Annotated in this window: 17 protein-coding genes; 15 read left to right on the top strand and 2 right to left on the bottom strand. The window is 68.6% G+C overall.

Annotation, left to right across the window (positions count from 1 at the left end):
* The first annotated feature begins 14 nt into the window (after window positions 1-14).
* The 3 genes from IM689_RS09405 (at window position 15) to IM689_RS09395 (ending at window position 4339) form a co-directional block, all read left to right on the top strand.
* Window positions 15-941: a DegV family protein gene (locus tag IM689_RS09405; RefSeq protein WP_193643777.1), complete on the top strand. Its 927-nt coding sequence runs from the start codon at window positions 15-17 to the stop codon at window positions 939-941.
* A 156-nt stretch (window positions 942-1097) separates the two neighbouring features.
* Window positions 1098-1964: a ComEA family DNA-binding protein gene (locus IM689_RS09400; protein ID WP_227484669.1), complete on the top strand. Its 867-nt coding sequence runs from the start codon at window positions 1098-1100 to the stop codon at window positions 1962-1964.
* Window positions 1961-4339: a ComEC/Rec2 family competence protein gene (locus IM689_RS09395; protein ID WP_193643776.1), complete on the top strand. Its 2379-nt coding sequence runs from the start codon at window positions 1961-1963 to the stop codon at window positions 4337-4339. Before IM689_RS09400 ends, IM689_RS09395 begins: the two co-directional genes overlap by 4 nt.
* A gap of 49 nt (window positions 4340-4388) precedes the next feature.
* Here the strand turns inward: IM689_RS09395 and IM689_RS09390 are convergent, their stop codons facing one another.
* Entirely contained in the window at window positions 4389-5306 is a 918-nt protein-coding gene (locus IM689_RS09390) for a LysR family transcriptional regulator (RefSeq protein WP_129662984.1), read from the bottom strand.
* A 69-nt stretch (window positions 5307-5375) separates the two neighbouring features.
* Here IM689_RS09390 and IM689_RS09385 point away from each other — a divergent pair, with 69 nt between their 5' ends.
* Window positions 5376-6215 (top strand): Sir2 family NAD-dependent protein deacetylase, encoded by an 840-nt coding sequence (locus IM689_RS09385; RefSeq protein WP_193643775.1) that lies wholly within the window; start codon window positions 5376-5378, stop codon window positions 6213-6215.
* A gap of 13 nt (window positions 6216-6228) precedes the next feature.
* Here the strand turns inward: IM689_RS09385 and lexA are convergent, their stop codons facing one another.
* Entirely contained in the window at window positions 6229-6948 is a 720-nt protein-coding gene (gene lexA / locus IM689_RS09380) for a transcriptional repressor LexA (RefSeq protein WP_047311416.1), read from the bottom strand.
* 266 nt (window positions 6949-7214) lie between these two features.
* Here lexA and IM689_RS09375 point away from each other — a divergent pair, with 266 nt between their 5' ends.
* The 11 genes from IM689_RS09375 (at window position 7215) to IM689_RS09325 (ending at window position 25030) form a co-directional block, all read left to right on the top strand.
* Window positions 7215-7628, top strand: coding sequence for a LysM peptidoglycan-binding domain-containing protein (locus tag IM689_RS09375; RefSeq protein WP_193643774.1), 414 nt, complete (start codon window positions 7215-7217; stop codon window positions 7626-7628).
* 247 nt (window positions 7629-7875) lie between these two features.
* Window positions 7876-8337 (top strand): transcriptional regulator NrdR, encoded by a 462-nt coding sequence (gene nrdR / locus IM689_RS09370; protein ID WP_047311683.1) that lies wholly within the window; start codon window positions 7876-7878, stop codon window positions 8335-8337.
* A 73-nt stretch (window positions 8338-8410) separates the two neighbouring features.
* The gene (locus tag IM689_RS09365) at window positions 8411-11332 is read left to right on the top strand and encodes a vitamin B12-dependent ribonucleotide reductase (RefSeq protein WP_193643773.1); all 2922 of its coding nucleotides are present in this window, start codon (window positions 8411-8413) and stop codon (window positions 11330-11332) included.
* A gap of 170 nt (window positions 11333-11502) precedes the next feature.
* Window positions 11503-12699, top strand: coding sequence for a phosphoglycerate dehydrogenase (gene serA, locus IM689_RS09360; protein WP_319803850.1), 1197 nt, complete (start codon window positions 11503-11505; stop codon window positions 12697-12699).
* Between the two features lie 190 nt (window positions 12700-12889).
* Window positions 12890-15733, top strand: a complete 2844-nt coding sequence (locus IM689_RS09355; protein ID WP_193643771.1) for an McrB family protein — start codon at window positions 12890-12892, stop codon at window positions 15731-15733.
* On the top strand, window positions 15730-17052 hold the full coding sequence (locus IM689_RS09350) for an McrC family protein (protein WP_193643770.1): 1323 nt from the start codon (window positions 15730-15732) through the stop codon (window positions 17050-17052). The genes IM689_RS09355 and IM689_RS09350 overlap by 4 nt, the downstream gene beginning before the upstream one ends.
* 23 nt (window positions 17053-17075) lie before the next feature.
* Window positions 17076-18329, top strand: a complete 1254-nt coding sequence (locus tag IM689_RS09345) for a DUF445 domain-containing protein (protein ID WP_047311420.1) — start codon at window positions 17076-17078, stop codon at window positions 18327-18329.
* A 257-nt stretch (window positions 18330-18586) separates the two neighbouring features.
* Window positions 18587-19546, top strand: coding sequence for a DUF4185 domain-containing protein (locus IM689_RS09340; protein WP_193643769.1), 960 nt, complete (start codon window positions 18587-18589; stop codon window positions 19544-19546).
* Window positions 19547-19621: 75 nt separating this feature from the next.
* Entirely contained in the window at window positions 19622-23476 is a 3855-nt protein-coding gene (hrpA, locus tag IM689_RS09335) for an ATP-dependent RNA helicase HrpA (protein ID WP_193643768.1), read from the top strand.
* Window positions 23477-23495: 19 nt separating this feature from the next.
* Window positions 23496-23933, top strand: a complete 438-nt coding sequence (locus tag IM689_RS09330) for an HIT family protein (RefSeq protein WP_193643767.1) — start codon at window positions 23496-23498, stop codon at window positions 23931-23933.
* Window positions 23934-24028: 95 nt separating this feature from the next.
* Window positions 24029-25030, top strand: coding sequence for a PAC2 family protein (locus tag IM689_RS09325; protein ID WP_193643766.1), 1002 nt, complete (start codon window positions 24029-24031; stop codon window positions 25028-25030).
* Window positions 25031-25078 lie beyond the last annotated feature (48 nt).

Genomic DNA, 25078 nt, shown 5'->3' with positions numbered 1-25078 from the left:
GGGACGCCCCTCGCGTGGGCGTCGTCACGGACTCGACGGCGTGCCTGCCGGATGAGCTCGTGGCGGCGCTCGGCGGAACGCTCGCCGTCGTGCCGCTGACCGTGACGATCGACGGGCGCGCGCTCGTCGAGGGTGAGGGCGTCACCGGGGAGACGGTGGCCCAAGCCGAACAGAACGAGCGGGAACTGTCGACGGCCCGGCCGGCGCCTGCGCGCATGGTCGAGGCGTACGAGTACCTCGCGGGTCAGGGCTGCACCGAGATCGTCTCCGTTCACGCGGCGGCCCAGCTGTCGTCCACGGTGAGTTCGGCGCGCCTCGCGGCGGCCGAGTCGCCGGTGCCCGTGTCCGTCGTGGACTCCACGACGATGGGCATGGCGATGGGTTTCGCGGCGCTCGCGGGGGCCCGTTCGGCCGTGCGCGGGGAGGGCTTCGCCGCGGTCGAGGAGGTCATCCGTTCCGTGGCGACGACGTCGCGCACGGCGCTCTACGTCGACTCGCTCGAACCGCTGCGTCGCGGTGGCCGCGTCGGTCGCGCCGGTGCTCTGTTCGGCTCCGCGCTGTCGATCAAGCCGCTGCTGCGCCTCGAGGACGGGGTGATCGAGCCCTTGGCACGCGTGCGAACGACGGGCAAGGCCATCGAACGCCTGGGGCGGTGGGCGCTTGCGGAGGCGCGGGCCCTCGGACCGGGCCCGGTCGTCTGCGCCGTGCACTCCGTGACGCGACAGGACCTTGCCGAGCGACTCACGGGGCTCCTCACGGAATCGGCGGAGAAGGACACTGACGGAGCAGAGCCGGTGACCTGGGCAGAACCCATCGTGCAGGCACCGCTGGCCGCCGCCGTCACGGCGCACATCGGCAGCGGGGCGATCGGCGTGGCCGTGGCGCGGATGCCGGAGGATTCGTCGGAGGCCGACCCGGACGGGGACACCGACGCCGCGTGACGGTCTGATTCCGTCGTGAGCCGGGCGGGCAGCGTCCGAGCTTTCATCCACAGGCGTGATGCCTGCGCATGCCCCCGAACTGTCGCTGCAGGCGCTTCCACAGGCTCAAGCGGCGCAGGATGGTGTTCACTCCGGAGGCCTTCGTAGCGTCACGCCATGACGACTCGACACGACAGCGACGACCGGCTCGACGAAGTGCTCGCGGAGATCGAACGGGCACGTCGTGAACCCGCGTGGACCCCTGAGCCGGAGCGCACGCCCCGACGGCTCATCCGCCCTCCTGCTCCGCTCGACGAGGCTCGCTGGGCGCCGTCACGCACGGCCGTTGTCGTGGTTGCACTGTGTGCACTGCTCGCTGCTCTCGTCTTCGGTGTGCGTGTCATGCTCACGCCGGACACATCGAGCGCCGCAACTGGCTCTTCAGCCAAACCGCTGCAGGTCGCGGGTCGTGCCACAGTGTCGAGCACCCCATCGGGCGCTGCCGCGGCGCCCACGAACGCTGCCTCGACAGCGGCCACCCCCGCCGCTGCGGCGTCGCCCTCGGTGCTCAATATCCACGTCGTCGGGGCGGTGCGCACTCCCGGCGTCGTCACGGTCACACCGGGCGCCAGGGTCGAGGACGCCGTCAGGGCAGCCGGTGGGCTGAAGGGAGCCGATGCTTCCGGCATCAATCTCGCGCGGCCACTCGCCGACGGAGAGCAGGTCATCGTGCCGAGGCCGGGGGAGTCCCCGCCGGTTCCCAGCCCGCCCGCGGCTCCGGCGGGTGGTCAACCGTCAGCGGGTGCAGCGGCCATCACACCGGGAACCCCGGGGGCCTCTGCAGGGGCGTCCGCCCTCGTCAATCTCAACACGGCCGACGCGGCCGCGCTCGACACCCTGCCCGGAGTGGGGCCGGTCCTCGCGCAGAGAATCCTCGACTGGCGCACGGAACACGGCCGATTCTCGAGCGTCGAGGAGTTGGGTGAGGTCAGCGGCATCGGTGACAAGGCCCTGGAGCGGCTGCGCTCCAAGGTCACGGTGTGAGGAGCGAGCACGACCTCCGGCTGCTCGGCGCGGCATGTTGTGGCTGGGGCGTGCTCGCCGTGTTGCTCGCACTACGAGCCTCGGCCACCGAGGTCGTCGTGGTGGCGCTCGCCGCCGCAGCGCTGGGGGGAGCGCTGTTCCTGTCGCGGGTTCGGCGCGCGCTCGTCGTGGGCGTTGCCTTCTGTGCGGTCGTCACGGCGCTGATCGCCACGGCGGCCGGAGGACAACTCGCTCACCAACGTCAGGGGCCGCTCGCCGAGTTGGCGGCCGAACGAGCCAGCGGAACGTTCGAGGCCGTCGTCACGGGGCAACCCCGCGCCCTTGAACCTAAGGGGCCGGGCGCTGCGGAGACGCGGTATCTCGTTCCCCTCACCGTGCACCGAGTCCAGGCCCGCGGAACGCGGGTCGACGTGGCGACGCCGGTCGTCCTGATCGGTGACGGGCGGTGGCGGACCGTGCCGTGGAGAGCTCGGCTCGATGTGAAGGGCAGACTCGCGCCCTCGGAACGGCTCGGGTCTGCCCAGGCGCTGCTCGTGGCGCGCGGTGGACCTCATGTCCTTGACGGGTCGCCACCGGTCATCGCACAACTCGAAGTCTTGCGCCGGGGTCTGTCGCACGCGGCTCGAAACCTCCCGGACGACCCGCGCGGCCTCGTGCCGGCTCTCGTCGTCGGTGACGTCGCCGCGATCTCGACCGAGTTGAACGACGACATGAGCGTCACGGGCATGTCGCACCTCAACGCGGTGAGCGGGTCGAACGTCACCATCGTGCTCGTCGCGGCGTCGTGGTGTCTGTCCTGGTGTGGTCTGCGTCGGCGCGCCCGCACAGTGGTGGCTCTTCTTGTCGTCCTCCTCTACGTGCTCGTGTGCCATCCGGATCCGAGCGTTGTCCGTGCCGGAGCGATGGGCATCGTCGGCTTGCTCGGCACGTCGTGGGGCAGACCGAAAGCTGCCTGCCCGGCGCTCGGGGCGGCCATCACGCTGCTCCTCATGTGGGATCCGTGGCTCGCCGTGAGTGCGGGGTTCGCGCTCTCGGCGCTCGCCACGCTCGGCCTCGTGCTCTTCGCGAAGCGATGGGCGAACGCCCTGACGGAACGGTTGCCGCAAACGCCGTCGTCGAAGCTGACCCACGCAATCGAACTGTGTCTCATTCCCGTCGCCGCCCAGGCGCTGTGCTTGCCCATCCTCGTGGCGCTGAGTGGTGCCGTGTCGCTCGTTTCCCTGCCGGCGAACGTTCTCGCGGAGCCCTTTGTCGCACCGGCCACGCTCGCGGGGATGGTCGTTCTGCTCGTGGCGCCACTCGTCCCGGCTCTGGCCGATCTGCTCGTGTGGGCGGCGGGTCTTCCCGCCTGGGCCATTTCCACGATTGCGCACGTCGCCGCGTCCGTGCCAGGGGGCTCGTTGCCGTGGCCGAGCGGAGCGCCTGGCATCGTGCTGGCCGTCATCCTCCTCGCGGCGCTCCTGTTCGGGTGGCGAATCGTCCCGTGGCTCGGCCTTCGAGGATGGGCATCCGTCACGTTGGTGGCGCTCGTCCCCGCGGCCCTGTGGCTTCCGATCCCCGGGGAGGGACGCGCAGATCCGGGGTGGCTGTATGCCCAGTGCGACGTCGGGCAGGGAGATGCCGCCTTGGTACGCACCGGCGAGCAGGCGGCGATCCTCGTCGACACCGGACCCGAGGAAGGCGACGTCACCGGGTGCCTCGATCGTCACGGCGTGACGCGCGTGGACGCCGTCGTGCTCACTCACCTGCATGCCGACCACGTCGATGGTCTCGGGGCCGTACTCGAGCGGCAGCCGTCGGTCGAGGTCTTCGTGACGTGGCTGACGAGCCACAGCTCGAGCCCTCGTGGTGGGCGAGGGGAGAGGGATGCCGATGCCCAGACGACGCAGGTGTTGCGCCGTCACGGGAAGGTTGCGCAACGCCTCGCACCGGGTCAGCAGGTCCGTGTCGGTGACGCCGTGCTCGACGTCCTCTGGCCGCGCCGAGCGTTGGCGGCGGGTTCGCCGGTCAACAATGCTTCCCTCGTGCTCGATGTGGCGACGCCGAGCGTGCATGCGCTCATGCTCGGCGACGTCGAACGGGAGGCGCAGGCCGCGTGCATCGGGGAGGTGACGCGCCGAGCAGCGTCGCGTCCCTACGACCTCGTCAAGGTCGCTCACCACGGCAGCGCGAACCAGAGTGCCGGGCTCTATCGGGCGGCTTCGGCGCGGGTCGGCCTCATCGGGGTGGGGGAGGGCAACGATTACGGACACCCGAAGGAATCGCTCCTGTCGTTACTCGCCCAGAGCGGAACAGCCGTCTACCGAACGGACCTTTCAGGAGACCTCGACGTCGTACCCGTCGGTAGATCGCTCACGGTCGAACCGCAGAGATGACACCGGTGAGAGTCGTAGGAGATTCCACTCGCGAGCCGGAGGGAACCGGCTACAGGTTCGGCAGAGCGTCGGTTGCTTCCCGCAGCGCGTCGAGGGTGGCCTTGACCGCCGGCACACGCTGGAGGTCGGGCGTGGTGACAGCCTGAACCGAACGACGGCTCGCCGGCTCGATGGCGATGGTGGCCACGCGGGGGTGCTGGGTCGAACGCAGGATGAGCTCCGGGATGAGGGCCACGCCCAACCCCTCGGCCACGAGTCCGAGCACGGTGACGTAGTCCTCGGTCTCGAACGCGACGTCAGGGGTGTAACCCGCCGAGGTGGCGAGCGAGAGCAGGTGGCCCCGGCAGCGCGGGCATCCGGCGATCCACGACGCGGACTCGAGCTCCTCCATCGACACGGAGCCCCTTCCCGCAAACGGGTGATCGGCCGGTACGGCGAGGCGCACCTCGTCCTCGAGCAGGTCGAGCGTGGTGAGCCCCTCGAGATCCTCCGCGTGTGCCGCGATCTCGTCGCCGTCGTAGGAGAACGCGACTGCAACATCGCAATCTCCCGCCCGAAGCGCCGCGAGTGACTCCGGCGGCTCCGCTTCCGCGAAGGTGACCTGAACGTCGGGGTAGCGCTGCTTGACGAGCGACAGCGCTCGTGGGACGACGGTCGACGAGGCCGAGGGGAAGGCCATGAGGCGCACTCGTCCCGCCCTCAGGCCGGCGATCGAGGCCACTTCGCCCTCCGCCGCCTCGAGAGCGGCGAGCACCGGAGTGGCTGTGCGGGCGAGCACGTGGCCCGCCTCGGTCAGACGCACCGAACGTCCGAGGCGCTCGACGAGAGCCGTGCCCGTCTTGTCCTCCAAGCGGCGCACCATCTGGGACACGGCAGGCTGGGAGTAGCCCAGGGAAGCAGCGGCAGCGGTGAAGCTACCCTCCTGGGCAATGGCTTTCATGACCCGAAGGCCGGCGGCGTCGATCATCCGTAGAGAATAACCCGGCGTTATCGGATGTTGTAGTTTCTATCGATCGTCGTATGAGAGGGGCCACCTGTGACTGCAGAGTTGGCGGAGTTCGTCGCGCAGGGCGACCTGTTCGTGCTCACCGGGGCGGGTCTCTCGACCGAGTCGGGCATTCCCGACTACCGCAAGCCTGACGGCACCCGCCGAACGGTTCCCATGACGTTCCAGCAGTTCCTCAGCGGGGACGACGCGCGCCGACGCTACTGGGTTCGCAGCGCCGTCGGGTGGGAACGTTTCGCCGCGGCTCGGCCCAACGGCGGCCACCACGCTGTTGCAGCCTTGCAGCGCGCAGGTCTCGTGCAACACCTCGTGACGCAGAACGTCGACGGTCTTCATGCGGCCTCCGGAGCGGACGCCCTCGAACTGCACGGTTCGCTCTCCTCGGTGCAGTGCGTCGAGTGCGGCAGCCGCTCGGATCGAGCGGAGTTCCAGGGGCGCATCCGCGACGCCAACCCGAACCTCCCGCGCGACGTGGCCCTGTTGGCCGACGGAGACGCCGAGGTTGCCCGGAGTGCGCAGGATGCCTTCGTCCTCGTGGCATGTCCGCACTGCGGCTCGCTCGTCGTCAAGCCCGACGTCGTGATGTTCGGCGAGAGCGTGCCCACCGCGACGGTTGAGCACTGCTACGCGCAGCTCGAACTGTCACGGGCGGTTCTCGTTCTCGGAAGTTCGCTCAAGGTGATGTCGGGCTTCCGGTTCGTCTCGGCCGCGCTTAAGTCGGGCAAGCCCGTGGCCCTGGTCGGTCTGGGAAGCATGCGCGGTTCGGAGCGCGCCGATCTCGTGCTGCACGAACCGCTTGGTGCCACCCTCACCGCGACATGCGAACGCCTCGGCCTGCAGGTGCAGACCGAGGCGAACGCGACGACGTGAGGGTGGGCGAAAGTCAGACGCTGCGCAGCACCGCCGTGACCTTGCCCATGATGCTGGCTTCGTCGCCGTCGATCGGCTCGTAGTTCTCGTTCGCGGGCAGGAGCCACGTCTTGCCGTTCGTGCGCTTGAACGTCTTCACGGTGGCCTCGCCGTCGAGCAGCGCAGCCACGATCTCACCGTTGGACGCCTCCGGCTGCTGGCGCACGACGACCCAGTCGCCGTCGCAGATGGCGGCTTCGATCATCGAGTCGCCGACGACCTTGAGCAGGAACAGTTCGCCGTCACCGACGATCTGACGGGGGAGGGGGAACACGTCCTCGACGGCCTGCTCGGCCAGGATCGGCCCGCCGGCGGCGATGCGTCCGACGACGGGGACGAAGGAGGCCTGCGGACGCTCGTTGCCCGAGTCGGTCTCGTCGTACGTGCTCTCGGACGCTGCACGCACCGAGGTGCCTCCGCGGTAACCGCGGGTGTCGGCGCCGTCGTCGGGAGAGACGACCTCCATGGCGCGAGGGCGGTTGGGGTCGCGACGCAGGTAACCCTTGCGCTCGAGCGTGGCGAGCTGGTGTGCGACGGAGCTCGGGCTCGTCAGCCCGACGGCCTCACCGATCTCGCGCAGACTCGGCGGGTAACCGCGCTCGTCGACCGAGCGCCGGATGACGGTGAGCACTTTCTGCTGGCGCGGGGTCAGTTTGCCCTTCGCGCGGTTGTTCATGGAGTGGACCTCACCCATGGCGTCTCCTCACATCGACGAAAACAGTGATCTCGCGGACGCGGACCTCGGTGCGGAGCCCTGATTCTCCCCGGAATTCCGGGGTTGTCGGTGGCCGCTGATTCGGTGTGAGCGTTCGGGATCAACGTAGGCACCACCGTACACAGTTTTCGCAAACATGTACGAGAAACACGCCGCCGACGGCCTTGCTTTCGAACGTTTGTGTCGTACAGTTGTTCTATCGCACGGATGTTCGATGCATCCGCGCCGAGTCAGGAGGAATGAACATGAGTGCTGTGCCCAGTCTGGACGCCCCGGCGGTCGCGCCGAGCCCCCGTCGTCACCTGCACCTCGTTCCGTCGGGGCCTGCGGTCGTCGATTCCCTTGAGGGTGGTCGTAGCACGCGGCGCGCCCCGTTGACGCGTCGTGCCGTTCTCGCTCGCCGTCGCTTCGCCGCCCTTCTGGCGCTTCTGGTTCTCGTCGGCGGTGGCCTCCTTGCGGCCAAGGCCGTGGCCGAAGCTAACCCTGCCGGTGGCGCGACGTCGGTCACGGTGAAGGACGGGGAGACCCTTTCTCAGATCGCCGCTCGTGAGCTGCCGTCCCTGCGTAACGACCGTGGTGTCGTGGCCATCCAGGAGGCCAACAACATGAGCTCGATGCACGTTCAGGCCGGCCAGCGAATTCTCGTTCCGGCAGGCTGAGCGGCCCCCTCGGCGTGTCGCTGGGGCGAGCCGCACATCTTTTCCGCGTCATTGCTGGGGTTGGTGCGCCGGGTTTGCCGACACGGTTGCGAGCGGTCGCCAACGCAACCTAGGATTCCTAGATGTAGGGCATAGGCGCCCTAATGCCCCCAACATGTGGTTGTTTGCGGAAGAATTACCGCGATGCCGGTGTTGGGGTTCATACCGTCACGAGGCGGTGGAATCCTGCGATCGAGAGGCGTGGCACGTGCACTGTCCCTTCTGCCGCAACGCCGACTCCCGTGTGGTCGACTCCCGTTCGACCGAGGACGGCACCTGCATCAAGCGTCGCCGCCAGTGCCCCGACTGCGGCAAGCGTTTCTCCACCGTCGAGACCGCGAGCCTCACGGTCGTCAAGCGCTCCGGTGTGAGCGAACCCTTCTCTCGCGACAAGGTCATGTCGGGCGTGCGCAAGGCCTGCCAGGGCCGCCCGGTTTCCGACGATCAGCTCGCCGTCCTCGCTCAGCAGGTGGAGGAGTCGATCCGCTCCAAGGGGGCTGCGGAGATCGACGCCCACGATGTCGGCATCGAGATCCTCGGCCCGCTGCGCGAACTCGACCATGTCGCGTACCTGCGGTTCGCGTCCGTCTACCAGGCCTTCGAGTCACTGACTGACTTCGAGGACGCCGTCGCCGACCTGCGCAGGCACGCTCTGCGCGACGCCGGCTGAGCACCACCGGCTCACCCCCTACTTCACGACACACCACACCAAACCCACGAGAAGTGCCAGGAGGCATGCGGTCATGACCGAGACCACGAAGGCTCGAGCCAAGTCGGGTCGCCGGAACAACGGCGTCACGATCGAGCGGATCTTCACCACCCCGGGCGTCCACCCCTACGACGCGGTGACCTGGGAGCTGCGTGACGTCGTCCAGCAGAACTGGAAGACCGGCGAGACGATCTTCGAGCAGCGTGGTGTCGAGTTCCCCGACTTCTGGTCGCTCAACGCCTCCACCATCGTCACGACGAAGTACTTCCGTGGCGCGCTGGGGTCGGACGCTCGCGAGAAGTCGCTCAGGCAGCTCATCGACCGCGTCGTGCTCACGTACACGAAGGCCGGCAAGGACAACGGCTACTTCGCGTCCGACGCCGACGCCGAGATCTTCGAGCACGAGCTCACGTACGCCTTGCTGCACCAGGTCTTCTCGTTCAACTCGCCGGTGTGGTTCAACGTGGGTACGGCGAGCCCGCAGCAGGTCAGCGCGTGCTTCATCCTGTCCGTCGACGACTCGATGGACTCGATCCTCAACTGGTACAAGGAAGAGGGCTTCATCTTTAAGGGCGGCTCCGGTGCCGGCCTCAACCTCTCGCGTATCCGTTCCTCGAAGGAGCTGCTGTCCTCCGGTGGCACCGCCTCCGGCCCGGTCTCGTTCATGCGCGGCGCCGACGCCTCGGCAGGCACCATCAAGTCCGGCGGCGCCACGCGTCGTGCGGCCAAGATGGTCGTCCTCGACGTCGACCACCCGGACATCGAGGAGTTCATCGAGACGAAGGCGCGCGAGGAGGACAAGATCCGTGCGCTGCGTGATGCCGGTTTCGATATGGACCTCGGTGGCCGCGACATTGTCTCCGTGCAGTACCAGAACGCGAACAACTCCGTTCGTGTCAGCGACGAGTTCATGAAGGCCGTCGTGGACGGCACAACCTTCGGCCTGCGTGCCCGTGACACGGGTGAGGTCATCGAGTCGGTCGACGCCCGCGAGCTGTTCGACAAGATCAACAAGGCCGCGTGGGAGTGCGCCGACCCGGGTGTGCAGTACGACGACACGATCAACGCGTGGCACACGAACCCGGAGACGGGCCGCATCACGGCGTCCAACCCGTGCTCGGAGTACATGTCGCTCGACAACTCCAGCTGCAACCTGGCCTCGCTCAACCTCCTGAAGTTCCTCAAGGACGACGACACGTTCGACGCCGTCACCTTCCAGAAGGTCGTCGAGCTCGTCATCACGGCGATGGACATCTCCATCTGCTTCGCCGACTTCCCGACGGAGTCCATCGGCAAGACGACGGTCGACTACCGCCAGCTCGGCATCGGCTACGCCAACCTCGGTGCGCTCCTCATGGCCACCGGCCACGGCTACGACTCGGACGGCGGCCGTGCGCTGGCCGGTTCCATCACGTCGCTGCTCACGGGTGCCGCCTACAAGCGCTCCGCCGAGATGGCTTCCGTCGTCGGACCGTACGCCGGTTACGCCCGCAACGCCGACGCTCACAACCGCGTCATGCGCAAGCACCGTGCCGCGAACGACGAGCTCGCCTCGCACAAGGACATGGGCGCCATGGCCAGCGACATCCACGCGCTCGCGACGAAGGCCTGGGCCGACGTCGTCGAGAACGGTGAGAAGGGCGGCTTCCGCAACGCGCAGGCCTCCGTCCTCGCGCCCACCGGCACCATCGGCTTCATGATGGACTGCGACACCACCGGTATCGAGCCGGACTTCTCGCTCGTGAAGTTCAAGAAGCTCGTCGGCGGCGGTTCGATGCAGATCGTCAACCAGACGATTCCGCGCGCGCTGAAGAAGCTCGGCTACCAGGAAGAGCAGATCGAGGCGATCGTCGAGCACATCGCCGACAAGGGCCACGTCATCGACGCTCCCGGCCTCAAGCCGGAGCACTACGAGGTCTTCGACTGCGCCATGGGTGCGCGCTCCATCTCCCCGATGGGCCACGTCCGCATGATGGCCGCCTGCCAGCCGTTCCTGTCGGGTGCTATCTCCAAGACGGTCAACCTGCCGGAGTCGGCCTCGGTCGAGGACATCGCCGAGGTGCACCTTGAGGGTTGGAAGCTCGGTCTCAAGGCCATCGCCGTCTACCGTGACAACTGCAAGGTCGGCCAGCCGCTCTCGTCGGGCAAGAACGAGAAGAGCTCCGAGCCCGCGACGGCCACGGAGACCGTCGCCGAGACGCCGGTCGAGAAGATCGTCGAGTACCGCCCCGTGCGCAAGCGCCTGCCGAAGCGTCGCTCGTCGCAGACGACGTCGTTCGCCGTGGGTGGCGCGGAGGGTTACCTCACCGCCGGCACGTACGAGAACGGCGATCTCGGTGAGCTTTTCCTCAAGTTCGGTAAGCAGGGTTCGACGCTCGCCGGTGTCATGGACGCGTTCTCCATCGCCGTGTCGATCGGCCTGCAGTACGGCGTGCCGCTCGAGACGTTCGTCGAGAAGTTCACGAACCTGCGCTTCGAGCCGGCCGGTATGACGGACGACCCGGACGTGCGTATGGCGCAGTCGATCATGGACTATGTCTTCCGCCGCCTGGCGCTCGACTACCTCGACTTCGACACGCGTTCGTTCATGGGCATCCACACGGCCGAGGAGCGCGCTCGCCAGCTCGAGACCGGCTCCTACACGCCGATCGAGAGCGACGACGAGCCGTTCGACGCCGAGTCCAACTCGCAGTCCGTCGCCCCGGCGGCGGCACGCGGTGAGCGTCCGGCAGCTGCCACCTCCACGGAGGAGCACGTCGACGAGGTAAAGTCCGGTTCCGGTGTGGCCTCCGCCCGTGAGGTCGGCTCCGAGATCCACAGTTCGGCCGAGCTCATGGAGAAGTTCCAGGGCAAGGCAGCCGACGCCCCGATGTGCATGACCTGCGGCACGAAGATGCGTCCCGCCGGCTCCTGCTACGTCTGCGAGGGCTGCGGAAGCACCTCCGGCTGCAGCTGATCGCTCAGCCCTGATCGAGTGCGGGGCGTCGTCCTTCGGGGCGACGCCCCGCGCTCGTCTTATGTCGTGAGATGCGTCGGCGTCCGCGACGCTCGGTGCTGTCTCATGATGTGAGCAGCCCGCGATCTCATTGGCGGGCGCAACCGCCACACCGGAAAGGAACTCTCCCTGTGAAGGCACTGCTGCTCGAGAACGTCCACCCCCTCGGAGAGTCCTTGCTCCGTGATGCCGGTTTCGAGGTCGAGACCCGCGTCGGGGCTCTCGACGAGGACGAGCTCATCGAGGCGCTCGAGGGTGTTCAGCTGCTCGGCATCCGCTCCAAGACCGAGGTGACGGCCCGCGTCCTCGAGAACGCGCCGAGCCTCGAGGCCATCGGAGCCTTCTGCATCGGCACGAACCAGATCGACCTCGCCGTGGCAGCGCAGAAGGGCGTCGTCGTGTTCAACGCGCCGTTCTCCAACACGCGCTCGGTCGTCGAGCTCGCCATCGCCGAAATCATCATCATGGCCCGCCGTCTCACCGAGAAGGACCGCGCGCTGCACGACGGAGTCTGGTTCAAGGACGCCAAGGGCAGCCACGAGGTGCGCGGTCGCCGCCTCGGCATCGTCGGGTACGGCAACATCGGTTCCCAGCTGTCCGTCGTCGCCGAGATGCTCGGTTTCAAGGTCTACTTCTACGACACCGACGACAAGCTCGCGCTCGGTAACGCCACGCGGTGCAGCTCCCTTGAGGAGCTGCTGTCGGTCGCCGAGGTCGTCACGCTCCACGTCGACGGTCGCTCCGGCAACGCCGGCTTCTTCGGCGCCGAGCAGTTCGCAGCCATGCGTCCGCGGGCGCTGTTCCTCAACCTCTCGCGCGGCTTCGTCGTCGACTACGACGCGCTCAAGACGCACCTCGAGTCCGGCCACATCGCCGGTGCCGCCGTCGACGTATTCCCCGAGGAGCCCAAGTCGAAGGGTGAACTGTTCAGCTCGCCCCTGCAGGGCCTCGCGAACGTCGTCCTCACCCCGCACATCGGCGGCTCGACCGAGGAGGCGCAGGAGGACATCGGTCGCTTCGTCGCCGCGAAGCTGCGCGACTACATCCAGCGCGGTTCGACGACGCTCAACGTCAACCTGCCCTCGCTCAACCTGCCCGAGCGTCCCGGCCAGCACCGCCTCATCCACTTCCACCAGAACGTCCCCGGCGTCCTGGCCCGGATGAACGGCATCCTCGCCGAGCACGGCGTCAACATCGAGGGCCAGATGCTCGACACCTCGGCCGAGAGCGGCTACGTCGTCACCGACGTCGTTTCCCAGCTGCCCGAGGCGCTGCTCGACCAGCTGCGGTCGATGCCGGAGACGATCCGTCTGCGCGTCGTCAACTGAGGAGCCTGACGAGGCGCCCCGGGCCTTCCGCCGTGCGGCGAAGCGCCCGGGGAACGCCCGAGGACCGGAGGAGTCGGACGGGCGTTCCATGTCGTGCTGCGACGTAGGATGGATTCCGCTGCCTCGGTGACGAGACCTCACCTCGAGGCCGCGTACGAAGCATTCACGACGAACGGACGACAGGTAATCGATGGACGTGCACGCGCCGCAGCCTGACGAAGCGGAAGCCGCTCAGCGTCGGCTCGACCTCGCCCGGTGGGCGAGCACGTTCGACCTCATGCGAGCTCGGGCCGAAGCGGATCCGGTGTTCGTCGGGTCCTGGCACCAGCTCGACGCCCTCGCTCCCGTGCGGTGCGGCGAGGCGCGTGAGTTCATCGCCGAGATGATGCGCTCGCCGGACGTCGACCTCTTCACGTCCCGTCTGGAGGAGTGGGCCGCTCGTCCCGGCCCGTACTCGGCTGCCGTGTCGCTGGCACGGCACTGGCTGCCGCGCGTCGTGGCCCACTGTGAGGGCCGACGCAGTGAACTCGAGGCGGCACTTGCCTGGGCGCTGGACACGCCCACGTCCTACGACGAAGCCACGGCCGCGATCCGTCTCGTCGAGGAGACGGTGGGGGGAGCAGGCCCGGACCTTTCACGCATTCCGTCGGTGCTGTCGCTCATGTGGGCCACGGACACGGAGGCCGACTGGCCGATCCTGTGGCCGGGTGGATCGGACACGTTCCAGACCCTGGGGTGGATGGGCCGTCATCTCACCCATGCGGAGCGCTACGTCGCGTTCGTCGACCTCGCACGCGCTTTCGCGCCCGGGCAATCGCACGTCGCCCAGCGCGTCGTTAGCCACCTCGGTGACGACCCCTCGTTCGTCGGCTTCGGCGAGGCACTGCCCGCCCTCACGGAGGAAGCCGCTCGCCTGCACGCCACGTACACCCCCGGTGTCGGCTACGCCGCCGCGGAGGACGAGGCACGCGCTGCATCCCTTGCGCTGCAGCTGCGTGGTCACGCCGCTCTCGTCGCGCGCACCCTGCACAAGGCGCTCGAGCGTGTCACCGGCGTCGACCTCGCGGAGACGAGCCTGCAGACTCGTACCGACACGACGGCACGCGCCGCGTACCGCTGTGACTCGCACACGACGTGGCTGCTGCCTGCGAGCAGCGGTGGCGCACCCGGCATCCGGGTCTGGCTCACGCGCTCCGGCATCGCCGTCGGTCTGGTCTCCGGGTGGGAGGGCGCCTCGAGCTCCGCGCGTCACGAAGCGCTCGGCACGCGCCTCGACGGTGCCCTACCCGAAGGCCTCGAGTTCATTCATGTGGCGCCCACCTCGTCGTCGGACCGTCTGCGTCCGACGGGCGACACCTACGAGGGCGGCGACGTCTTCGTGGGGCGCTGGTTCCCGCATCCCGAAGGAGTGGGACGCATCGACTTCGGCGACGAGATCGAGGAGACGGTTCGCCGTCTCATGCCGCTCGTCGACATCATGCGTGGCGCCGACACACGCGGCGCCGGCGTCGACGAGGAACTCGCCGTCGCCCTGCGCACGTTTCTCGCGGAGCGTCCGTACCCGGCCGAGCGCGACCAGTGGCACATCGAACGACGCCGTGAGTTCGCCGCGTCGTTGGAGCCCGAGGCGCTCGCGGCGTTCGACCTCGCGACGTTCCGGCGCATCATCGCCGGGGGAGCGTACGGCTCCACCGGCACGCACTCGGTCCTCGACGCCCGCCTCGCCGCGCTCGACGCGCAGGGCCTGGAGAACCTCTCGCGCACCCTGACGCACCTGCTGTGGGGCGAAGGCGACGACGCCGACCGCATCGACGCGGCCCTCGCGCCCACGAACTCCGACGACGTGGCACTCGACGAGTCCGTCGTCATGAAGCTTCTCGCCATCGCGCACCCGCACCGCTACTTGCCCGTCTACGCGATGGCCGGACGCGATGGCAAGGTGGCCATGGCGCAGGCCCTCGACGTGTCGCTGCCGCGCCGCCGTGAGCTCTCGCGCGGACGCCTGCACGTCCTCGCGGGCGATCGCCTGCGTGCCAAGCTCGAGCCCCTCCTGCCCGCCGATCCGTGGGGTCAGGCCCAGTTCGCCCACTGGCTGCTGCGCACCGGTGAGTCGAGCATCGACCCCGAGCGCGACCTGCTCGCCGAGGCCGCCGCCGACCTGCTCGTCGACGAGGAGTTCGTCCGCGAGATCGACGGCCTGCTCAAGGACAAGAAGCAGGTCATCTTCTACGGCCCGCCCGGTACCGGCAAGACGTTCATGGCTCAGCGCTTCGCCGCCGCGCTCCAGCCGGACCCCGCCAAGCGCGCCATCGTCCAGTTCCACCCCTCGACCTCCTACGAGGACTTCTTCGAGGGCTATCGCCCGCGCCTCGACGCCGGCGGCGCGATGGTCTACGAACTGCGCAAGGGCCCGCTGGCGCTGCTCGCCGAGGCGGCCGAGGCCGACCCGACGACGCCGCACGTCATGATCATCGACGAGATCAACCGCGCCAACCTGCCGCGCGTCTTCGGTGAACTGCTCTTCCTGCTCGAGTACCGCTCCCACTCGGTCATGACGAGCTACCGCCCCGACGAAGGCTTCCAGCTGCCGGCGAACCTGTACTTCATCGGCACGATGAACACGGCCGACCGGTCCATCGCGCTCGTCGACGCGGCACTGCGTCGTCGCTTCCACTTCCTGCCGTTCATGCCGCACGAGGGTCCGATGGAGGGACTGCTCGCGCGCTGGCTCGCCGAGAACGACGGCCCCGTGTGGGTGGCCGGTCTCGTCGACCGCGTGAACGACGAACTGCGTCAGATCCTGCGCGGCCCGCACCTGCAGATCGGTCACAGCCATTTCATGTCGACCGATCTCGACGACGAGAAGCTGCGCCGGGTGTGGCAGTACGGCATCTACCCGTTCATCGAGGACCAGCTCTACGGCCGCGAGGATGTGCTCGCCACGTTCACGTGGGACGCCGTCGAGGCGCGCCACGGCGAAGCCGCTCGTGCGGAGGCCGCTTCCGACAGCGCCACGGCGCGCGACGGCGGATGACCGAGGCGGTGGCCGGCGAACAGGTGAAGACGGTCGTCGTCGGTGAGCATGCCCGCTCCGCACCGGTCCGCCTGAGCGCCGAAGGACGCAGCGCCCTCTTCGCCGTCGCCGATGACAAGGTCAAGGTGCTCGCCACCGCCGACCCGCAGACGGTCGTCCTCGAGACGACGTCACGGGTCGGATCGATCAGCGTGCCGGGCCTGCAGATCCGTATTACTCCGGCCGCGCCGATGCACTCGCTCTTCGCGATGCTGGCCGGCCTCGGCGACGAGGTCGTCTGGGGGCAGGGCACGAGCGGTTTCGCGAGTGACGAACTGCTCGACGGGTCAGCGCTCGCGGTCCTGCGGGCCATCGAAGCGGCCACCCGTCGCGGCCTGCTGCACGGTTACCAGTCGCGTCAGGAACCACTCGCCACGATCCGTGGGCGCCTGCTCGTCGAGGAGATCGCCCGACGTCCGTGGACCGCTGCGCAGCCCGAGTGCCGCTACGACGACTTCACGGCCGACATCGAGGAGAACCGCGTCCTCGCCGCCGCGGTGCGCGTCATCCTCACGGGTCACGGCTTGTCGCCGTCCACTCGGCGTCGAGCCGTCGAACTGCTCGCCCGCTTCGAGGGCGTCGGCGTGCCGTCCGCCGCCGAGCGCGCAACCGACATCGTCATCACGCGACTCAACGAGCACTACGAACAGGCGCTCGACCTCGCGCGTCTCGCGCTCGACGGTTTCGCCATCCGGCACGAGGAGGGCGTACAGCAGGCGCACGCGTTCCTGCTCGACGTCGAGTACGTCTTCCTGCGCTTCGTGGCCGGTGAGCTGCGCTCGCGTCTGTGGCCCGGGCTGCGTGTCGAACAGACCGAACAGCTCGACCCGGGGGAGTCGAGTGGGGTGCAGGCCAACGCCGACGTTCTCGTCAGTGGCCCGCGCGGTCCGGTGCTCGTGTTGGGCACCTGCTACCACCTCGGCACGCCGGACGCCGTCACCTCCGACGTGACGGCCCGCGCCCTGCAGCGCAGCGCAATGCCGCCATCGTTCGGCGCCATGGCCGGCACCCGATCCCGCGGAGCGGCCGCTTCGGCGATGACGGCCATCGCGAACGACGCCGCCACGTTCTTCCCCGTCGTTGTCCAGGCCTCGTCCCTCGGTCTCGCGAACGCCCTCGTCGTCTACGCCCACGCGGCGCGCCGTCCGGCCTCACGCATCCGGATGCCCGGCACCGGAACCGACGTCCACGCGCGCCACATCGACCTCGAACAGACCTGGCCCGAGATCCAGCAACAGCTCGATTCCCTCGCCGATACCGTGAGGCGTCTCGCCGCCTGACGCACGCTCGCTATTCTGTCGGGGTGTCGACGAGCCTCGCCCTTCCCGAATCCGACGAACAGCGCCGAGCCGCCCTGCGCCGCATGCGCTTCGTGGCCACGGGCCTGCTGGCGTTCGCGGCGCTCGTCTTCGTCCTGACGCACGGCCGAGACGGCGTGTGGGGCTATGTCAACGCCGCCTCCGAGGCCGCGATGGTGGGTGCCGTCGCCGACTGGTTCGCCGTGACGGCGCTGTTCCGTCACCCGCTCGGCCTCAAGGTGCCGCACACCGCCATCATCCCGACGCGCAAGGATCAGCTCGGCAAGAGCCTCGAGGAGTTCGTCGGCTCGAACTTCCTCACGCCCGAACTCGTCACCGAACGTATCGGTCAGGCCGAGATTCCACGCCGGCTCGGTGAGTGGATCGAGCGTCCCGGCAATGCGGAGCGTGTCGTCGCCGACGCGGCCCCGGCCCTCTGTCGCGCCGTCGAAACCCTCGACGACGACGAGGTGCGCCACTTCCTCGACACCGTCCTCCTGCCGCGACTGCGCCGCGAACCCATCGGTGAACTCGCCGGCCACCTGCTCGAGGGCATCGTCGCCGACGGCACCCACCACGGTTTCGTCGACGTGTGTGTCACCGAGATGCACGTGTGGGTGAGCGAGAACAAGGAAGCCGTCTCCCGCATCGTCGGCGCCAAGGCCCCCTGGTGGTCACCGCAGTGGCTCGACGACGCCGTCGTCGATCGCATCCACCTCGAGATCGTCAAGTGGCTCGCCGAGGTGCGCGACACCCCGAACCACAACATGCGCAAGGCCATCGACGCCTTCCTCGCCCGCGCCGCCCACGACCTGCAGCACGACGAGCGTACGCAGGAGCAGGCGGAGAACATCAAGGAGCGTTTCCTCGACCACCCGAGCGTCGCCGACTCGGCGATCGCCCTGTGGGGGTCGGTACGCCGCATGCTCACTGACGCGCTCCTCGACGAGCAGGGTGCCCTGCGCGAGCGGATGGTCGAACACCTGCGCGCCCTCGGCGACCGGCTCCAGCACGACGAGGCATTGCGCGCCACCGTGGAGCGACGCCTCGAGTCGGGCGCGGCCAGCTTCGTCACGAGTTACGGCCACGAGATCACGACCCTCATCTCCTCGACGGTCGAGCGCTGGGACGCCCAGGACGCGTCGGATCGCATCGAAACGTTCGTCGGGCGCGACCTGCAGTTCATCCGCATCAACGGCACCGTCGTCGGTGGCCTCGTCGGCCTCTTCATCCACGCCGTCTCGCAGCTGCTTCCCTGACGATGACGCCGCGCCGGAGCAGGCCAACACGAGTGCGACGTCGCCGTGTCGCACTCGTGGGGGCCACCGGCCTCACGCTCGCCTTCGCTGGCTGTACGCTCAGCGTCCCCGATTCCACCGATCGCATCGGGTCGCGACCCTTTCTCGACAGGGCCGACAAGGCGCTCGCGGCCGCACCGAACGCGCTCGTGCGCAGCGAGTGCAGCGCCGAGAAACGTGCAGTCACGCGGGCGTCGGCCGCCGAGCGGGGAAGCGACATGGCGTCGTTGTCGCTCGCGACCTGGCGCAGCGGCGACGTCGGAGTGACGACCCCGCTCAGCGATGGACGGGTGCTCTGGATCTTCGGCGACACCACACGGGCGAAAGGCACGAACCCACGTGTGGTCGCCAACAGCATGCTCGTCGGGACGGGGCGGTGCTTCGACGAGGTGCGCGCTCCGGGAAACGGCCCGGTCATCGGCGGATTCGAGGGACGCCGTGTGTGCTGGCCCAACAGCGCCATGACGGTGCCGATGCGCGGTGCCGACATCGTCCTCGTCGGGTGCTCCCGGATCGAACCGGGAAAGGAGGGCCTCTTCGACTTCTCCTACCGCGGCATGACGATGGCCGTCTACGCCGTCGAGCGTGGCGGCGCGCCGCAACCCGTCACCCGTTTCGACGTGACGCCCGACAACGCCGATGCCGAGCAGATCAACTGGGGTTCGGCGCTCGTCGGCGACGAGGGCTGGGTCTACGTCTACGGCAGCCAGCAGCCCAAGGGCAGCACCGGAAAGGGCGCGTACGTGGCGCGAACCCGACTCGCGCAGCTGTCCGACGGCCCGGAGTGGCAGTTCTGGAACGGCCGCACGTTCGTCACCGACGCGGGGGCTGCCCGTCCGTTCCTTCTCGCGCATGAGGGTGTCTCACAGACCTTCTCCGTCGTGCGCCGTGGCGAGCGCTTCGTGCTCGTGTCGAAGCAGGGCGGTGAGTTCGGGCAGAACATCGGGGTGTGGAGCGCGCCCACACCGTCGGGTCCCTGGCGGGGCGAACGGGCCGTGGCCGAGCCGTACTCCCAAGGTGACGGCGTCGTCGCCTACCAGCCGCTCGCGCATCCGGAACTCGCGACGCCGAGTGGAGACCTCCTCGTCACGCTCTCGCGCAACACCGAGTCGTTCGCCGACCTCCTGGCCGATCCGCGTAAGGGACGCCCGAAGTTCCTCGAGGTACCGGCGCACTGAGCGGTGCTCTGACGGTTCTCCCGCAGGGTTGACCACCGAAATCGCCTTGCCGAGCCGTGAGAGACTGGAGGGACTGTGACCAGTTCAGTGAATCCGTCCCCGTCCGCCGTATCCGAGGCTCCCGCAGCTGACGCGCAGGAGAGCGCTCCGTTCGTCCTCAACTACCCGGCGCACCTGCCCGTCGCCGAGGCTCGCGAGGAGATCATCGAGGCGATCCGTGACCACCAGGTCGTCGTCGTCGCTGGTGAGACCGGATCGGGCAAGACGACCCAGTTGCCGAAGTTCTGCCTGGAACTCGGTCGCGGCCTCGGCGGCGCCATCGGGCACACGCAGCCACGACGCATCGCTGCCCGCTCGGTCGCGGAACGTCTCGCCGAGGAACTCGAGGTCGAGCTCGGTGACGTCGTCGGGTACCAGGTGCGCTTCGTCGACGAGTCGTCGAAGAAGACGCGTGTGCGCGTCATGACCGACGGCATCCTCCTGTCGCAGATGCAGCGCGACCGCGACCTGCGTCAGTACGACACCCTCATCATCGACGAGGCGCACGAGCGCAGCCTCAACATCGACTTCATCCTGGGCTACCTCAAGCAGCTGCTTCCCCGCCGGCCCGACCTCAAGGTCATCATCACGTCGGCGACGATCGACCCGGAGCGCTTCGCGGAGCACTTCGCCAGCGACAAGGGCCCGGCGCCCATCATCGAAGTCTCCGGGCGGACGTTTCCGGTGGAGATGCGCTACCGCCCACTCGTGCGCGAGATCGCGCCCTCGTCACCCAAGGACGAGCCCAGGGTCGAGGACATCGACCAGGTCACCGGCATCGTCGAGGCCGCCCAGGAGCTCTGGCGTTCCGGCAGTGGCGACGGTTCGAGCCAGGACATCCTCGTCTTCTGCTCCGGTGAGCGTGAGATCCGCGACGCAGCCGACGCCTTGCGCGGCGCCAACTGGGGTCGCGCCCGGCACGACGTCGAGATCGTTCCGCTCTACGCCCGACTCTCCGCGGCCGAGCAGCACAAGGTGTTCGCGCCGCACAACGGCCGACGCATCGTCCTTGCGACGAACGTCGCCGAGACATCCCTGACGGTGCCGGGCATCCGCTACGTCATCGACACCGGCACGGCTCGCATCTCGCGCTACAGCCAACGCACGAAGGTCCAGCGGCTGCCCATCGAGCCGATCTCGCAGGCGTCGGCCCGGCAGCGCGCCGGCCGCTGCGGACGTGTGGCCGACGGCATCTGCATCCGCCTCTACTCGGAGGAGGACTTCGAGTCGCGTCCGGAGTTCACCGACCCGGAGATCCTGCGCACCAACCTCGCGAGCGTCATCCTGCAGATGACGTCGCTCGGACTCGGCGACATCGCGCGCTTCCCCTTCGTCGATGCGCCCGACGCCCGTCAGATCAAGGACGGCCTGGCGCTCCTCGAGGAGCTGCACGCGCTCGACACGAAGGCGAGCGGGCAGCGCAAGAAGCTCACACCGACGGGCCGCACCCTCGCGCGCCTGCCCGTCGACCCGCGCATGGGGCGGATGCTCGTCGCCGCCGCGGCCAACGGGTCGCTGCGCGAGGTGCTCATCATCGTTGCTGCCATGTCGATCCAGGATCCGCGGGAGCGACCGGCCGACGCGCAGGCCCAGGCCGACCAGCAGCACGCCCGGTTCAAGCACGAATCGAGCGACTTCCTCGGCTACCTCAACCTGTGGAACTACGTGCGTGAGCAACAGCGGGAGCTCTCCTCGAGCGCCTTCCGCCGCCTCGCCAAGCGCGAGTACCTGCACTATCTGCGCCTTCGGGAGTGGCAGGACCTGCACGCGCAGCTCAAGGCGGCCTGCAAGCAGGCGAAGCTGTTCATGAGTGACAACGCCGCGAGCGAGAACGCCATCCACGAAGCGCTGCTCACGGGACTGCTCAGTCACGTCGGTGTGCGTGATCGGGAGAAGCGTGAGTACCTCGGTGCCCGCAACGCGCGCTTCGCCATCCAGCCCGGATCGACGCTCTTCCGCCGCCAGCCCGACTGGGTCATGGCGGGCGAACTCGTGGAGACCACCCGGATGTGGGCGCGCACCAACGCCGTCGTCGACCCGCTGTGGGTCGAGAAAGCCGGCGCGCATCTCGTCAAGCGTTCGCACGCGGAGCCGCACTGGGAGCGCAAGCGGGCTTCAGCCGTCGCGCTCGAACGCGTCACGCTCTACGGCGTCCCGCTCGTCGTCGGGCGCCGGGTGGCGCTCGGACCGCTCGAACCCGAGACGGCCCGGGACCTGTTCATCCGTCACGCTCTCGTCGAGGGTGACTGGGATGCGCAGCACGCGTTCCTCAAGGACAACGCCCGCCTCATGGCCCGCGTGGCCGATCTGGAAGCGCGCGCTCGCCGCCGCGATCTCGTCGTCGACGACGACACGCTCTTCGACTTCTACGACGAGCGCCTGCCCGCATCCATTGTCTCGGGTGCGCACTTCGACAGGTGGTGGAAGGAGAAACGGCGCACCGAGCCCGAGCTCCTCACCTTCACCGAGGACTTCCTCGTCGCCGACGACGCGGAGGCCGTGGACGAGACGGCCTACCCGAAGTCGTGGCGCCAGGGGAAGCTCAAGCTGAGGTTGACGTACCAGTTCGACCCGGGCGCGGACGCCGACGGGTTGACCGTTCACATCCCACTGCCGGTACTCAACCAGGTCAGTGACGAGGGCTTCGACTGGCTCGTGCCCGGTATGCGTGAGGAACTCGCCACCGCCCTTGTGAAGTCGCTGCCGAAGAACGTGCGCCGCAACTTCGTGCCCGCGCCGGATCATGCGCGCCGGGCGCTCGCACTCATGGACGCGGGTGGCGCGGCGGGCGAGCGTCCGTTCACCGACGAGCTCGCCGACGCCCTGTTCGACCTCGCCAAAGTGCGTGTGCCCGAGGGTAGTTGGGACACCGACCGCCTTCCCGATCACCTCAAGGTCACCTTCAGGGTGGAGGACGCTCGGGGCAAACGACTGCGTGAGGGCAAGAACCTCGCCGAGCTTCAGGACGCGCTCGCGGGGCGTCTGCGTCAGTCGATGTCCAAGGCCGCCGGCGACCTCGAGAAAAAAGGCCTCACCGCCTGGACCCTCGACGACCTGCCGTCCACCTTCACGAAGACCACGGGGCGCCAGCGCATCACCGGCTACCCGGCCCTCGTCGATCACGGCGAGAGCGTGGCCGTCGAGGTGCTCGGAACGCGCTCCGAAGCGACGCAGGCGAGCCGCCTCGGCACGCGTCGACTCCTGCTGCTCAACACCCAGGTGCCGTGGAAACGGATCCTCGGTCTGATGTCGAACCGTCAGAAACTGGCGCTGGGCAACAACCCGCACGGTTCGATGACGGCGCTCATGGACGACGTGCTCGCCGCGGCGGTCGACTCCGTCGTCGCGGGGATGCCGAACCACGAGGTGCGCACACCCGAACAGTTCGAGGAGGCGCTGCGCACGGTCCGTCAGCAGGTGGCACCGCTCGTTCTCGAGGCCTCGGAGAAGCTCGCCCCGGTGCTCGAGCACGCGCACGAGGTGGAGCTCGCGCTGGGCAAACTCACGTCGCCGGCTGCCAAGGCGTTGCACGACGACGTCGCAGCCCACCTCGTCGCGCTCATCCACCCGGGGTTCGTCGCGCAGACCGGCATGGCTCGGTTGCCGCGCCTCGACGTCTACGTCCGGGCGCTGCTCGAGCGCGTGACGAGGGGCGTCACCGACACCGCGCGGGACGCCGACCGAGCCGACCAGCTCGCCACCGTCCGCGCCGAGTACGAGGGCATGCTCGCGGCGCTGCGCCCCGAACGCCGCACCGACGCCGACGTCGTCGACATCCGCTGGATGATCGAGGAGCTCGGTGTGAGCCTCTTCGCGCAGCGCCTCGGCACGGCTCATCCTGTCTCGCCCCAGCGCATCTACAAGGCGATGGACGCTGCCGAAGCGCTCTGATCTCCTCTAGGTTGGAGACATGGCGAGCATCTTCACGCAGATCATCGACGGCAACATCCCTGGTCACTTCGTCTGGCAGGACGAGACGTGCGTGGCCTTTCTCGTGATCGACCCGATCACCGACGGGCACACCGTCGTCGTACCCCGCGAGGAGATCGAGGAGTGGACAGCCGCGGACCCGCAGGCCCTCTCGCACCTCATGGACGTGGCGCAGAAGATCGGGCAGGCGCAGCAGGAGGCCTGGTCGGCCAAGCGCATCGGCCTGCTCGCGGAGGGCTACGAGGTGGCCCACCTGCACCTGCACGTGTGGCCGACGCAGTCGCCTGCGGACTTCGACCCGCACGACGTCGTTCACGGCCAGGACCAGCAGATCCTCGCAGCCAACGCGCAGAAGCTGCGCGAGAGCCTGCGTAGCGCCGGCCACGGCGAGCACGTCGTGGACGCGGCCGCGAACTGAACGTCCCGCGAGTCGGTTGTTCGCCCGCAGCGATGCGGGAATCTTCCGTGTGACGGGGACGTTGCAACGGGCACATCGAATCGAAGGAGAGGCCAGTGCTCGACCCGGCTCAGCTGTTTCGTCTGGAGACGGACACGACCTCGCACGACCTGCGTGCGAGCACGATGGTCGTCGCCCTCGGCGGCTTCATCGATGCGGGCTTCGCTCAGAAGCTCATGTCCCAGCACATCCTCGGCACCCTCGAGCACACGGTCGTCGCGTCGTTCGACCTCGACCAGCTGCTCGACTACCGCGGCCGTCGTCCGGTCATGACGTTCGACCGCGACCGCTTCAGCGAGTACGACGACCCGTCGCTCGTGCTCTACCGCGTCATCGACGCCGAGGGCACGCCGTTTCTCCTGCTCACCGGCCCCGAGCCCGACTACCAGTGGGAGCGCGTCGCCGAGGCCACGCGCATCCTCGCCTCGATGTTCGGCGTCAGCCTCATGGTGAGCGCGCACGGCATCCCGATGGCGGTGCCGCACACGCGTCCCATCGGCTTCACGCGCTACGCCTCGAACCAGCGCTACCTCACCGAGAACGAGCCGCTGTTCGGCAACGTCCAGATCCCGGCCAGCGCCGAGGGGCTGCTCCACATTCGTCTCGCCGAGGCCGGCATCGACACGGCCGGATTCGCCGTCCACGTGCCGCACTACCTGGTGCAGGTCGAGTACGGCGACGCCGCCATCGCGGCTCTCGAGTGCGTCACCGGGCTCACCGGACTCGCGATTCCGGCGCAGGAGCTGGCCGCCATCGCCGGGTTGCACCGGGCCGACATCGCCAAGCAGGTCGGGGAGAACGACGAGGTCACCGAGGTGGTCTCCGGCCTCGAGCAGCAGTACGACACGTTCACCGAGGGCCGCCGGCGCCGGTCGTTGCTCGCGGCTGAGATGAACGAACTGCCCAGCGCCGACGAGATCGGCGAGGAACTCGAGCAGTTCCTGCGTTCGGGCAGCGACGAGAACGAGGACACGCCCGGCGGCGAGCGTGGCGCCGCTCGCCACGCCGACGACTCGGACGACTCCGACGGATCGCCGAATCGCCCCCAGGCCGACTGACGAGGCCCGCGTTCGCGGTACCGGTTGCCCAGCCATCGGTGCGCTGCA

The organism is Dermacoccus barathri (genome assembly GCF_015070805.1).
Taxonomy (GTDB): domain Bacteria; phylum Actinomycetota; class Actinomycetes; order Actinomycetales; family Dermatophilaceae; genus Dermacoccus; species Dermacoccus abyssi.
This window is presented reverse-complemented; position numbering and strand designations above follow the sequence as displayed.

Coding starts and splice junctions, on each gene's coding strand:
- IM689_RS09375 (WP_193643774.1), top strand. CDS start 7,215: ATGAGTGCTGTGCCCAGTCTGGACGCCCCGGCGGTCGCGCCGAGCCCC.
- IM689_RS09400 (WP_227484669.1), top strand. CDS start 1,098: ATGACGACTCGACACGACAGCGACGACCGGCTCGACGAAGTGCTCGCG.
- IM689_RS09355 (WP_193643771.1), top strand. CDS start 12,890: ATGGACGTGCACGCGCCGCAGCCTGACGAAGCGGAAGCCGCTCAGCGT.
- IM689_RS09350 (WP_193643770.1), top strand. CDS start 15,730: ATGACCGAGGCGGTGGCCGGCGAACAGGTGAAGACGGTCGTCGTCGGT.
- lexA (WP_047311416.1), bottom strand. CDS start 6,948: ATGGGTGAGGTCCACTCCATGAACAACCGCGCGAAGGGCAAACTGACC.
- IM689_RS09365 (WP_193643773.1), top strand. CDS start 8,411: ATGACCGAGACCACGAAGGCTCGAGCCAAGTCGGGTCGCCGGAACAAC.
- IM689_RS09390 (WP_129662984.1), bottom strand. CDS start 5,306: ATGATCGACGCCGCCGGCCTTCGGGTCATGAAAGCCATTGCCCAGGAG.
- IM689_RS09340 (WP_193643769.1), top strand. CDS start 18,587: ATGGCGTCGTTGTCGCTCGCGACCTGGCGCAGCGGCGACGTCGGAGTG.
- IM689_RS09330 (WP_193643767.1), top strand. CDS start 23,496: ATGGCGAGCATCTTCACGCAGATCATCGACGGCAACATCCCTGGTCAC.